Origin of the sequence: Marinobacter sp. LV10R510-11A (assembly GCF_900215155.1) — a bacterium.
In the GTDB taxonomy this organism is placed as follows: Bacteria; Pseudomonadota; Gammaproteobacteria; order Pseudomonadales; family Oleiphilaceae; genus Marinobacter.
Map to the genome: position 1 here is coordinate 1,483,863 of NZ_LT907980.1, position 12,908 is coordinate 1,496,770.

At 55.1% G+C, this 12,908-nt stretch carries 11 protein-coding genes; 4 read left to right on the plus strand and 7 right to left on the minus strand.

Annotation, left to right across the window (positions count from 1 at the left end):
• Positions 1-92 precede the first annotated feature (92 nt).
• From katG to CPH80_RS07135, 5 genes are all read right to left on the minus strand, one after another.
• Positions 93-2,264, minus strand: a complete 2,172-nt coding sequence (gene katG / locus CPH80_RS07115) for a catalase/peroxidase HPI (protein ID WP_096276455.1) — start codon at positions 2,262-2,264, stop codon at positions 93-95.
• A gap of 148 nt (positions 2,265-2,412) precedes the next feature.
• Positions 2,413-2,631, minus strand: coding sequence for a DUF2835 domain-containing protein (locus tag CPH80_RS07120; RefSeq protein ID WP_096276457.1), 219 nt, complete (start codon positions 2,629-2,631; stop codon positions 2,413-2,415).
• A 5-nt stretch (positions 2,632-2,636) separates the two neighbouring features.
• Entirely contained in the window at positions 2,637-4,529 is a 1,893-nt protein-coding gene (gene htpG / locus CPH80_RS07125) for a molecular chaperone HtpG (protein WP_096276459.1), read from the minus strand.
• A gap of 98 nt (positions 4,530-4,627) precedes the next feature.
• On the minus strand, positions 4,628-5,062 hold the full coding sequence (locus tag CPH80_RS07130) for a PaaI family thioesterase (protein WP_096276461.1): 435 nt from the start codon (positions 5,060-5,062) through the stop codon (positions 4,628-4,630).
• Positions 5,059-5,529 (minus strand): PaaI family thioesterase, encoded by a 471-nt coding sequence (locus tag CPH80_RS07135; protein ID WP_096276463.1) that lies wholly within the window; start codon positions 5,527-5,529, stop codon positions 5,059-5,061. The genes CPH80_RS07130 and CPH80_RS07135 overlap by 4 nt, the downstream gene beginning before the upstream one ends.
• Before the next feature lie 143 nt (positions 5,530-5,672).
• Between CPH80_RS07135 and CPH80_RS07140 the strand changes: the two genes are divergently transcribed.
• The 4 genes from CPH80_RS07140 (at position 5,673) to CPH80_RS07155 (ending at position 9,648) form a co-directional block, all read left to right on the plus strand.
• Complete coding sequence (locus CPH80_RS07140) at positions 5,673-6,914, plus strand: M48 family metalloprotease (RefSeq protein ID WP_096281466.1); 1,242 nt, start codon at positions 5,673-5,675, stop codon at positions 6,912-6,914.
• Between the two features lie 171 nt (positions 6,915-7,085).
• A complete protein-coding gene (locus CPH80_RS07145) occupies positions 7,086-7,631 on the plus strand; it encodes a hypothetical protein (RefSeq protein ID WP_096276465.1) in 546 nt (181 codons plus the stop codon).
• On the plus strand, positions 7,631-8,818 hold the full coding sequence (locus tag CPH80_RS07150) for an iron-containing alcohol dehydrogenase (protein ID WP_096276466.1): 1,188 nt from the start codon (positions 7,631-7,633) through the stop codon (positions 8,816-8,818). Before CPH80_RS07145 ends, CPH80_RS07150 begins: the two co-directional genes overlap by 1 nt.
• A gap of 137 nt (positions 8,819-8,955) precedes the next feature.
• Complete coding sequence (locus tag CPH80_RS07155; protein WP_227520393.1) at positions 8,956-9,648, plus strand: substrate-binding periplasmic protein; 693 nt, start codon at positions 8,956-8,958, stop codon at positions 9,646-9,648.
• 21 nt (positions 9,649-9,669) lie between these two features.
• Here the strand turns inward: CPH80_RS07155 and CPH80_RS07160 are convergent, their stop codons facing one another.
• On the minus strand, positions 9,670-12,156 hold the full coding sequence (locus tag CPH80_RS07160; protein ID WP_096276468.1) for an ABC transporter permease: 2,487 nt from the start codon (positions 12,154-12,156) through the stop codon (positions 9,670-9,672).
• Positions 12,156-12,875, minus strand: a complete 720-nt coding sequence (locus CPH80_RS07165; protein ID WP_096276470.1) for an ABC transporter ATP-binding protein — start codon at positions 12,873-12,875, stop codon at positions 12,156-12,158. Before CPH80_RS07165 ends, CPH80_RS07160 begins: the two co-directional genes overlap by 1 nt.
• Between the last annotated feature and the right edge of the window lie 33 nt (positions 12,876-12,908).

Here is a 12,908-nt window from a genome sequence, read left to right on the forward strand (position 1 = left end):
GGAGCGGATTGTAAGGAATTTAGCGGAAAGTTGGTAGCCGAACGCTCTCTTATGTGCACTCCTATGAGAGCGTTCGGCCTGTTGCTATCGGCTTACTTCTGTATATCGAAACGGTCAGCGTTCATGACCTTGGCCCAGGTAGCAACAAAGTCCTTCACGAACTTCTCCTGGTTGTCGTCCTGGGCATACACTTCAGCGTATGAGCGCAGGATGGAGTTAGAACCGAACACTAGGTCCACGCGGCTCGCGGTCCACTTAACCTGGTCGGTCTTGCGGTCGCGAATCTCATAGAGATTGTTACCCGCAGGCTTCCAGGTATTGCCCATGTCGGTCAGGTTAACGAAGAAGTCATTCGTCAGCTGGCCTTCACGGTCGCTTAAAATGCCGAGCTTGGCACCCTCATAGTTGGTGCCAAGCACACGCATACCACCTATCAGAACGGTCATTTCCGGTGCAGTAAGGCCCATCAACTGAGCACGGTCGAGCAACAGCTCTTCCGGTTTGACTACATAATCTTCCTTCAGCCAGTTACGGAAGGCATCTGCTACCGGTTCCAGCGGTTCGAAAGATGCCGCATCGGTCATCTCGTCAGTGGTATCGCCGCGGCCCTTCAGGAACGGAACGCGAATGGTGTGGCCGGCGGCTTTTGCAGCCTGCTCGATACCCACACTACCCGCCAGAACAATCACATCTGCCACGCTGGCACCGGTGTCAGCAGAAATCTGCTCGTACACCTTCAAAACCTTGGCCAGACGCGCAGGCTCGTTACCTTCCCAGTCTTTTTGCGGAGCTAGGCGGATGCGGGCACCGTTGGCACCGCCGCGAATATCGGAGCCACGGTAGGTGCGTGCGCTGTCCCACGCGGTGCTGACCATGTCGCCAATGCTCAGGCCACTTTCGGCAACCTTTGCCTTAACCACTTCTTCGCAGTATTCCGTGTTACCCGCTGGAACGGGGTCCTGCCAGATCAGGTCTCCGGCCGGTACTTCCGGGCCAATATAACGAGCTTTCGGCCCCAGATCGCGGTGAGTCAGCTTGAACCAGGCACTGGCGAAGCAGTCCCTGAAGTACTCGGGGTCGGCCATGAATTTCTCACAGATGGCCCGGTACTTCGGATCCATCTTCATGGCCATGTCCGCATCGGTCATAATCGGATTCCGGTGAACTGAGGGATCGCTGGCATCCACCGGCTTCACCTCTTCCTCCATGTCAATGGGTTCCCACTGCCAGGCACCGGCCGGGCTCTTCTTCAGCTCCCACTCATAGCCAAACAGCAGGTCGAAATAGCCCATGTCAAACTTGGTTGGGTGTGTGGTCCAAGCGCCTTCAATGCCCGAAGACACTGCCATGCTGGCCTTGCCCTGCATGTTGGGGTTGCTCCAGCCCATGCCTTGGTCTTCCACATCGGCAGCTTCAGGCACCGCGCCAAGCGCGCTGGCATCGCCATTACCGTGACACTTGCCAACGGTGTGTCCGCCAGCAGTCAGGGCTGCAGTTTCTTCATCGTCCATCGCCATACGGGCAAAGGTTACTCGTATCTGCTCACCTGTTTTAAGCGGATCTGGCTGGCCATTCACGCCTTCTGGGTTCACATAGATCAGACCCATCTGCGCGGCTGCCAGTGGGTTTTCCATGGTGTCGGGCTTGTCAACGTCTTCGTAACGCTCGTCCGATGGCGCCAGCCATTCTTTCTCAGCGCCCCAGTAGATGTCTTTTTCCGGGTGCCAGATGTCTTCCCGGCCGAAAGAGAAGCCGTAAGAAGGCAGGCCCATGGATTCATAGGCTACTGTGCCGGCCAGAATAATCAGGTCAGCCCAGCTAATTTTGTTGCCATACTTCTTCTTGACCGGCCACAGCAAACGGCGGGCCTTATCTACGCTGACGTTATCCGGCCAGGAGCTGATCGGTGCAAACCGCTGGTTTCCGGTGCCACCGCCGCCACGGCCGTCCGCAATGCGGTAGGTGCCCGCTGAGTGCCAGGCCATACGGATCATCAGCCCACCATAGTGACCCCAGTCTGCCGGCCACCAATCTTGGCTGTCTGTCATCAGTGCGTGGAGATCTTTTTTGATTCCTTCAAAGTCGAGACTTTTAACCTCTTCACGATAATCAAAGTCTTCGCCAAGCGGGTTGGTCTTGCGATCGTGCTGGTGCAGGATGTCGAGGTTGAGACCCTCTGGCCACCAATTCATGACACTGCGGTTTCCGGTAGACGTAGCACCGTGCATCACGGGGCATTTGCCACCCGTATTGTTCTCAGACATCGTATTCTCCTTTTCCTGCATCATTAGCAAAAATCATCTTCTACCAAATGAGGTTAATCCCCTGAGTCATACAGAAACAATTAATTAAAAATAAAGACCTGAAAGGTTTTGGTTATCGATATCGAGCCATATTTGAGAACAAAATGGCTCAAAGCCTTTCGATAGAGGAGAACTTGCCGGAATCGTCGAACAGAATGCGGAAGCTACCCCGCACACCGTCCAGGAGATAAAAACGGGAAAGAATTCGGGCCGGAAAACAGACGGAACGCCCGTCCCGGGCCTTAGTGCGAACATCGACAGCAACGCCCTGATAGAGCTTTATCCACTCTTCAGGGCTGATGCTTATGTCCACAATAATCTGGTGCATAGAGCTTAGTTAGCCAGTTCCAGCAACAGACGGTTCAGGCGGGTTACGTACGCGCCCGGATCCTGCAGTTGCTCGCCGCTGGCCAGTGTGGCCTGGTCCAGAAGAACCGCAGAGAGCTCGTTAAAGCGCTCATCGCCCTTCTCACTTTCTAGGCGCTGAACCAGCGGGTGGTCCACGTTGATTTCAAAGATCGGCTTGCTGTCCGGAACCTTCTGGCCCGCCGCTTCCATGATCTTCTTCATCTGAGCACCCATATCAAAGTCGGCCGTTACCAAGCACGCCGGTGAATCCGTGAGGCGGTTGGTTACCCGCACTTCCTGAACCCGGTCACTGAGTGTTGCTTTGATGCGTTCGAGCAGGCCTTTGTGCTCTTCCGCGGCTTCTTCCTTGTGCTTCTTGTCTTCCTCGGTTTCCACCTCGCCAAGATCAAGATCACCACGGGCAACGTCCTGGAGTTGCTTGCTGTCATACTCGGTCAAGTAGCCCGTCATCCACTCGTCGATACGATCGGAGAGAATCAGAACCTCGATGCCTTTCTTGCGGAAGACTTCCAGGTGCGGGCTGCTCTTGGCGGCCATAAAGTTATCAGCAGTAATGAAGTAGACCTTGTTCTGACCTTCTTTCATCCGCTCGATGTACTGGTCCAGAGATACGTTTTGAATGCTCTCACCTGTGTGTGTGGAGGCGAAACGCAGCAGGCCGCCGATTTTCTCGCGATTGCTAAAGTCTTCCGCCGCGCCTTCCTTAAGAACGGTGCCAAACTCGCCCCAGAATTTCTGGTACTCGTCTGCATCTTTCTTGGACAGCTTCGACAGCATGTCCAGCACACGCTTGGTAAGCGCGGTGCGAATGCTATCCACGGTCGCATCGTTCTGCAGAATCTCGCGGGACACGTTCAGGGACAGATCGCTGGAATCGACTACACCCTTGGCGAAACGCAGGTACAGCGGCAAGAACTGTTCGGCGTCGTCCATGATGAACACGCGATGTACGTACAGCTTCAGGCCACGGGGCGCATCGCGGTTGTACATATCAAACGGCGCACGGGCTGGTATATACAGCAGGCTGGTGTAGTCGAGCTTGCCTTCAACCTTGTTGTGAGACCAGATCAACGGATCTTCAAAATCGTGAGCAATGTGCTTGTAGAACTCTTTGTATTCCTCGTCCTTTATCTCGGTACGGGGCAAAGTCCACAGCGCGGTTGCGTCGTTAACGGTTTCGTCTTTGCTCTCTTCGCCTTCTTCCGTCGGCTCAGATTTCATGATCACTGGGAAGGAGATGTGATCAGAGTACTTCTTCACCAGGTTGCGCAGGCGGAAGCCGTCGGCAAAATCGCTGGCTTCTTCTTTGAGATGGATAACAATCTCGGTGCCGCGCTTTTCGCGGACAACCTGCTCAATGGTGAATTCGCCGTCACCTGAGGACTGCCAATGCACGCCCTCTTCAACTGGCGCGCCTGCGCGGCGGGTGAACACATCCACTTTGTCGGCAACGATAAACGAAGAGTAGAAGCCCACACCAAACTGGCCGATAAGTTTGCTGTCTTTCTTTTCGTCGCCGGAGAGCTGCTGGAGAAATTCTGCGGTGCCCGAGCGGGCAATAGTGCCTAGGTTCTGTACAACGTCGTCACGGGTCATGCCGATGCCGTTATCGGCCAGGGTGATGATGTTGGCTTCTTTGTCGAAGTCGAGACGGATCTGTAGTTCGGACTCGCCTTCGTATAGGGCGTTGTCTTTCAGGGCGGCAAAGCGCAATTTATCTTCGGCATCGGAGGCGTTGGATATCAGCTCTCGGAGGAAGATTTCTTTATTTGAGTACAGGGAATGGACCATCAGCTGAAGTAGCTGTTTCACTTCGGTCTGAAAGCCTAACGTCTCTTTTTGCGATTCAACCGTCATTTTAATTGTCTCTCCTGCTTTGAGCATGTGAGGGGATTAGTCATGCAGCAAAAGTGGGGGCGTGCAGGGACATTTCAAGCCCCGGCACGCGAACGAGATCAGTCTTCTAGCAGGAAGTGTGCTCTTGCGGTGGAGATGGGTTTGGTTCGGGATTTTTGCCAGGCGGTGATCATTACGTTTGCCACCCGGTTTCCCTGGCGGGTTAGCTGGCACTCTGCGTAGGTTTCTCGGTCGAGGCCGGCGCGTAGGTAGTCCAGGGAAAAGTTGACGATTCTAGGCATGCGGGTGCTTTCTTGGGCGAGCATTAGGTAGATCGCGGCAGAAAGCTCCATGAAGCCGCCGATGACGCCGCCGTGAATCGCGGGCAATACTGGGTTACCTAGGTTTCGGTCTTTTGCCGGCAGGCGGAAGATAAGGTCGTCGCCGAACTGGTCGCACTCCAAACCAATGAAGCCTGCATAGGGAATGCTTTGTATCAGCCGGGAGAAATCACCGGTATCGCGGGTGTAGTGCAGGATTTCTGGGTCGGTCATACCGGACCTCCGGTGATTTTTTCGCGGTAGGCTTTTGGCAGGGCTTCGGGGCCGATGCGCATAAAGGTGGCCACGCAGTTGGCCACGGTTTCGCCGCCTTCTTGATAGGCTTCGCACCGGGTAAAAATGATGTTACGGGTCATTTTATAGACTTCGGCCCGGGCGTAAACGGGTTTGCGCGGTTCGGCTGGGCGCATGTAATCCACCCGCAGATCCAGCGTGGGGCAAAGTTCGAATTCTTCCAACGCACAGATAAAAACAGACCCCGAGGTGGTATCCATCAGCGTTGTTATGGCGCCGCCGTGAATCACACCGGTATCTGGGTTACCGATTATTCGGTCGTTGTATGGTAGGCACAGAGTGAGGCTGCGTTCGGTGGTCTCGGTAACAGACAAGCCAAGTTCTCTGGCCTGATTGAGCGTTTCGATAAACCGGGTAACCCGGTCGGCTCGGATTTGATCGTTCATTCAGAACAAACCTGTGTTTCGTGTGTTGGTTTTGGCCCATCGGTATTTCAAGCCGGCGGTAGCCGTGTAATTATATCTGTCAGGATATTCAATTACAGGAGTCGAGAGTGAAAAACGCCATCTTGCAACGCTGTGCCCCCATTATGGCACTTATGCTGCTGTTTACCGGGTGTTCTGTAAACCCAGTAACTGGCGAAAAACAGCTTTCGCTGATTGGTGAGAGCCAAGAACTCGCCATGGGTGCGGAACAATACACTCCCACCCAACAAACTCAGGGTGGGCAGTTTTACATCGATCCTGAGTTGACTCTGTACGTTCGGGAAGTGGGTAACAAGCTGGCCCGAGTGAGTGATAGGCCCGACCTGCCCTACGAGTTTGTTGTGCTGAATAGTGGCGTGCCCAATGCTTGGGCTTTGCCCGGCGGCAAGATTGCCGTTAACCGGGGGCTGCTGACAGAGCTTGAAGATGAGGCGCAACTGGCCTCTGTGCTCGGCCACGAGATTGTTCACGCGGCGGCGCGCCACAGCGTTCAACGTATGCAGAAAGGAATGCTTATCAACGCTGGCGTGGCCGGCCTTGGTTTTGCACTGTCAGATAACGAGTGGGCTGGCCTGCTTATGGGCGGTGCTGCCGTAGGCGCACAGCTTGCTCTGGCTCAATACGGCCAGGGCGATGAACTGGAATCGGACCACTACGGCATGCTTTACATGAAAGAGGCCGGCTATGATCCGCAAGCCGCGGTGGAGCTACAGGAGATTTTTCTCCAGCTTTCCGAGGGCCAGCAGTCAGGATTTGTGGACGGTCTTTTTGCCACACATCCACCTTCCGCCAAGCGTGTCCGCGAAAACAGCGAACTGGTTGATAAAATAGGCGGCGGTGGCTACCGAGGTGCCGATGTTTACAAGAAAAAAACCGCTACGCTGCGCAAGGTTCAGCCTGCCTACGACGCCCACGACAAAGCCATGAAGCTTGCTTCTGAGGGCGACATGAACGCGGCTCTTAAAAAGGTCAACGAAGCGATCAACCTGTTGCCCCGCGAAGCCATGTTTTACTCCTTGCGTGGCCGTATCTACCAGGAACAGAAAAAACACGAAAAGGCCTCGGCCGATTTCGAGAAAGCGGTATCCATGTACCCCGAGATGTTCATGTATCGCATTCACAACGGCCTGACCGCACTGCAGCTCAATAATCTGGACAAGGCGCGAGAAAACCTGACTCGAGCGAATGAAGTTGTGCCTACCTCAATCGCCTTCCTACGCCTGGGGGATATTGCAGCAAAAGAGAACAATCGCAAGGAAGCCATCGCTTATTACAGCACCGCGGCTGAATCCAGCGGCGACGTAGCTGAAGAAGCACGCCGAAAACTGACTGCGCTCACTCGGTAACAACGCCGATGCGCATATCTGAGGAGGCTGAAATCCTAGAGATTTCGGCCTTTTTTCGTTTCTGGTCAAAGACTTGCCGTTAAAGCACAGTTTTATCGTCGCCGTGAACATTGACTTTTAGAGCAATAACTCTAAAGATCAGATATCAATAACCAATATCGGATGACGGTCATGTTAGCGAAACGTATCCAGCCTATGGCTTCCCAGGCGCGCCGCTTGTATGTAGAGCTTATGTTCCAGGTAATGGGGCGGGCTCTGCAGGCGGTTAGCGAAGTTGATAGCGAGGTGCAGGGAGAAGCGCAAGCCCTGCCAAAAGGGTTCTTGTTTGAAATGATGGTGATGCCCGATGGCCCGAAGCTAATCGTGGAGCATATCGGTGAAGGCCGCCTCCATTATCACGGCGACTCAGCTCACCGCCCGGTGGATGTCTCCATCAAGTTCAAGCACGTTGCCCACGCCTTTTTGGTGCTGTCATTTCAAGAAAAGACCGCGGTCGCTTTTGCCAACGATCGCATGCTGGTAGACGGCGACGTGAGCTACGCCGTGCGCATGACCCGCGTACTCAACCGCCTAGAATCGTTCATTTTACCCAAAATTATCGCCAAGCGTGCGGTGAAAGAATATCCGGCACACCTTCACCTCCCGGAAAAATTGATCAGTGCTGCACAGATTTACCTGAAGGTTGCCACTCATTTTGTCCAGACAGCGAGAGCCTAATGTCCAACACTTACTATGAGTTCTTCTGCCCGGTAAAAGTCATTGCCGGCAAAGCTGCCCTAGAGCACATCCCCTATGAGCTGAGCGGGCTGGCCGCCAAGCGCCCGATGATCGTGACCGATAAGGGCGTTCGTGCCGCCGGCCTGCTAGAGCCAGTGATTGCAGCCTGCGAGGAAAGTGGCCTAGACATCATCAGCATTTACGACGATGTGCCGCCAGATTCTTCAACATCGGTGGTGCGTGATATCGCCGCTATTTACCGCAAAGAAAAATGCGATTCCATCATTGCCGTAGGTGGTGGTTCCGCCATAGACACGGGCAAAGCCGTCAATATACTGGTCTCCGAAGGCGGCACTGATATTGCCAAATATGTAGGTGCAGGTGTGCTAAAGCGCGCACTCAAGCCATTTTTTGTAGTGCCCACTACCGCGGGAACCGGCTCAGAAGTCACCTCCATTGCCGTGATTACCGACGAGACCAAAGGCATAAAGCTGCCCTTTACCTCGTCTTTCCTGCTGCCTAACGCCGCCATTATCGACCCGCGTATGACCCTCACGCTGCCGCCTCACATTACGGCTGCAACGGCCATGGATGCCATGACCCATGCCATCGAATCCTTCACCTGCATTGCAAAAAACCCGCTGAGCGACGCTTACGCCACTGCGGCTATCAAGAAAGTCAGCAAGTCGCTGTTGCAGGTAATGGACAACCCGAAAGACAGCGACGGCAGGCTGGAACTGGCGCAAGCTTCCACCATGGCGGGCATCGCATTCTCCAATTCCATGGTTGGGCTGGTGCACTCCCTTGGCCACGCCACCGGCGCTATCTGCCACCTGCCCCACGGTTTGTGCATGAGCCTGTACCTGCCCTACGTGCTTGAGTACAACTTGGAAACCATACGCGAGCCGCTGGGTGAGCTGTTGCTGTACTTGGAAGGGCCAGAGGTTTACTCAGCCACGCCCGCCAGCCGCCGTGCAGAAGCCAGCATTTCAGCCCTTCGCACACTCAGAGATGCGCTTTACAAGCGCTGCCAGCTGCCCCGAACGTTGAGAGAAGCAGGTAAAGTGAGTGAAGACCAGCTGGATTTGATTGCAGAAATGGCGTTGAACGACGGCTCCATCATGTTCAACCCAAAAGAGGTGTCTCTGAAAGACGCGCGAGCGGTTCTTCAGCGCGCCTGGGCCTAAGTCTCGCCTACAAGTTAGACCCAGGGTTCGGCACCGAGCCTTGGGTTTAACAACCAAATGTTACGCTCAAAGAGTCCCTCTTGACGAAACATCCAAAACATCGCTGGCTCATAGCTTTCGCAAAACGTTTTGTTTGCATGCCCTTTCTTTTCGCCTTTGCATTTAGCACAAGTGCAGCCCCCGCAAGCGATCGAAAAGTGTTCCGCTTCAACATTTCGCCCAACGGCTACCCGCCCTACATGATTGTGGATCAGGAAGCGCCCACTGGCATTATGTGGGACGTTGTTTCGCTGATTTCGGAACGCCTTGGATACCAAACTGTTGCTAAAAAAATCCCGCACAAGCGCGTGGATCAGATGTTGTTGGATGGCTATATAGACGGCACTTCCCGGGCAATAGCGTGGACGCACGAGCCGGAGAATTTCCTGTTCACAGAGCCTGTGGTCGAGGTTCAAGAAGTGTTTTTCACACCGAAACACACAGGCCAGACATACCACTCTCCCGAAGAGCTCTTTTCAAAAACAGTAGTCACTCACTTAGGCTATCTGTATCCGGAGCTGCAACCGCACTTTGAATCCGGTGACATAAAGCGTTTTGACGTTTCCCAAGATAGGGACATCTTTCGTTTTTTACTTCACGGTGACCGCTTTGACGCAGCTGTGGTGGACTTGCTCGTGGGTAAATGGATTCTTAAAAACGAAGGGTTGCGGGACCAGTTTACGGTATCTTCCGGAGGCATGAGCTCCTACGGCTTTCGGGTGATGTTGCGCGCATTCGCGAGAACGGCGAACTGGAAGCCATCCTCGCGAACTACCGGTAAGCAGCTGTAGCTGCCTACCCACAATTCCGCTTTATTCGAGCCGCCGCAATAGAAGCATGGGCGATACACTCAGCACCGGCCTAAGCTGCCAGCGCCCAAACAACGCCAGTACCACTGCGCTGATGATAGGTATAGGCAACACAACCTGCCAGTGCCAGCTGAACTCCCCTTCAAACATCCGGAACTGCAAAGCCCAGACTGCCGCCTCGGCAGATGCAACACCCAAAAACCCGGCAAAGCCCCCAAGCAAAGCAAACTCCAGCATGGTGCTTCGTACCAGCAAGCTCTGGCGACCGCCAAGCGTGCGCAGCAGCGCTCCTTCCCTCTGGCGATCCTGAAGCGTGGCACTAACAACCGCGGCCATCACTACAAGCGCCGCCGCTAATATCAGTACAAGAATGGCTTCTATGGCTTGGGTAACCTGCCGCACGATCTCCTGTATGCGCTCGATAATGTTATCGATTTCCAGCAACGAAACCGTCGGGAAACGCCGTGAGAACTCGTTCAGCGCGCTTTTTTGGTCTCGTGGCAGGTAAAAGCTGGTTATCCAGGTGGCTGGCATATCCGTAAGGCCACCTCCCGGTGGGAAGGCCATGTAGAAATTGGGCTTCATGCTGTCCCACTGAACCGTGCGAGTACTGGTAACGGTTTCGGTGACCTTGTCGGAACCGATGGTAAATGTGAGTTCATCACCTAGGGCCAGGCCAAGCTTGCCCGCCAGCTCAGACTCCACGGATACGCCTGCTTTCTCGCCATCCTTAAACCAGCTACCCTCGACAATTTCATTGTCCTCGGGGAGCGTGGGCATCCAAGTGAGGTTCAATTCCCGGTTAAGCGCGCCCACTCTCTGGTCTTTGCTCACCACTTCTTTTACTGGCTGGCCGTTCAGTTCTGTCAGCCGGCCACGCACCATGGGGTAAAGCTGATCCAGCGGCTGGCCGCGCTCTTGCCAGAAGCCTGCAACTTCATCCACCGCATCTGGCGCTATGTTGATCAGGAAGTGATTGGGTGCGTCGTCAGGAAGCTGCGCCTGCCAGTCGTCTAACAAGGACGTGCGAACCAGAATTAGAGTCGTTGCCAGCATCAATGTCATGGCAAAAACTGCAATCTGCGACAGGCTGGCCCGGCGGTGGCGATAAAGCCCTACCAAGGCCAAGCGCCAGGAATGCCCACCACCTCTCACCTTTCGTAATGCGGCTATCAGAATCCCGCCCAAGAGGCCCAAGGCGCCGAGCAAAAGCGCCAAGCCGCCCAACAGGGAAACCACCAATGACAGTTCGCCCGCATACAGCCAAACCAGTCCGAACACTGCCACAATGGCGATCAGCACATCCGGTAGAGCTTCTCGGCCTGTTTCGCCAGGCTGGCTGCGTAACACGCGCATTGCAGGGACGTTTCTTAAGCGCCGGATGGGCGGGTAGGCGAAAGCAAACAGTGAAACCACCGCAGTAAGAAGCGCCGGTGTAAGTGCCAATGGATCCAGCTGAAACTCTACCGGCCTGTCCAGCGCCTCACTCAACAGCTGGGTGAGCACCCAAAACAGCGGCACGGCAACCAAAAGGCCACCCACCATACCGGTCACGCCCCAAAGTGCGAGGCGTTTCAGATAAAGCTGCCCAATTCCAGAGCTGCCGAGGCCCAGGGTTTTGAGCAATGCAACGGTGTCGCGCTGGGATAACGCATACTGTCGGCTGGCAACAGCGACCGCCACGGCGGCTAGCAACACCGCTAAACTACCCCCCAGCAACAAGAAGCTTTCAGCGCGATCCAGAGAACGTGAAAAGGTTTCGCCATCGCGAACGCCTTCCCATTCGTGGCTGGGCCCGAGCTGCGGCTGCAACCACTGGTAGTAGCCCTCAAGCACCGCTTCATCGCCCGCAAACAGATAAACGTACTCTACTCGACTGCCCTCTTTGATAACGCCAGTAGACGCCACGTCATCCACGTGCATCATCACCCGGGGCGCGAGTGCGGAGAGGCTGAACCCGCCATCTGGCTCGCGGAGCAGCAAACCGGATACCGTCAGGTTGCGGCTGCCTACTTCCAGCGTGTCACCCATGCGGATATCCAGCAGCTTTAAAAGCCTCGGATTAATCCAAACTTCACTGGGGGCCGGCCCGTGTTGCACCTGTAACCGGGAGCCTTCGGAATCCCCCTGGATTTCGAGTTCCCCGCGCAAGGGGTATTCGTTGCTCACAGCTTTCACGGATACAAGCTGAAACGCATCGCTGCCAAACACCATGGTGGAGAACTCAACCATGCGGCCGGTTTCCAGCCCACGCTCCACCGCCTCGGTGATCCATGGCTCAGGCACAGGTTGGCCATTTTCCGATTCCAGTTGCCGGTCTGCCGCTAAGAAGGAACTGGCAGAAGTCACCAGCGTGTGTTGTAACTGGCTAGCGAACAGAGCAATAGTGGCGACCGTGGCAACCGCGATAATCAGTGCCGCAAGCACTACACGCACATCGCGTTCACGCCAGTCGCGGCGCACAGACATCAATTTTTTTGCAGCACCCATCAGTCAACGAGCTCCATTTCGATAACCGGTTCGGTTAACTCGCCTGCTTCAATATTGAACTGCCGAGCGCACCGGGCCGCCAGCTGTTCATCGTGGGTGACCATAACCAACGTGGTGCCCTGCTCCTGGTTCAGCGCCATCAGCAAATCTGAGATTTCCTGGCCGGTGCGGTTATCTAGGTTGCCGGTGGGTTCGTCTGCAAACAGAATGGCCGGATCGGAAGCAAACGCCCGGGCAATGGCAACCCGCTGCTGTTCGCCGCCCGACAACTGTCGCGGCGTGTGGGTAAGCCGCTCACCCAGCCCTACCCGTTCAAGAAGTTCCCGGGCACGTTTTTCCGGCGCCTCCATGCCCGCAAGTTCCAGCGGCAGCATCACGTTTTCCAGCGCGGTGAGGGCCGGTAGCAGTTGGAATGACTGGAATACAAACCCTACCCGGTGGGCACGCAATTTGGCCCGCTCATCTTCGCTTAGCTGGCTGATGATCGAACCGTCGAGTTCAACGGTGCCTTCGGTGGGTGTGTCGAGACCGGCAAGCAATCCCAGCAAGGTGGTTTTCCCGGAACCAGAGCGGCCAACAATGGCTACGGATTCTCCCCGATTGATTTCAAGGCTGACCCCCTTCAAAATCGTCAGCGTATCTGTTTCTAGGCTCACGCGATGGGTCAGGTTTTCAACGCGCAGCATGGGTCGCTGGCTGTCAGGATTTGTAGTCTGCATGTTGCTCACGGGGCTCCCGGAAAAAGCATGTTC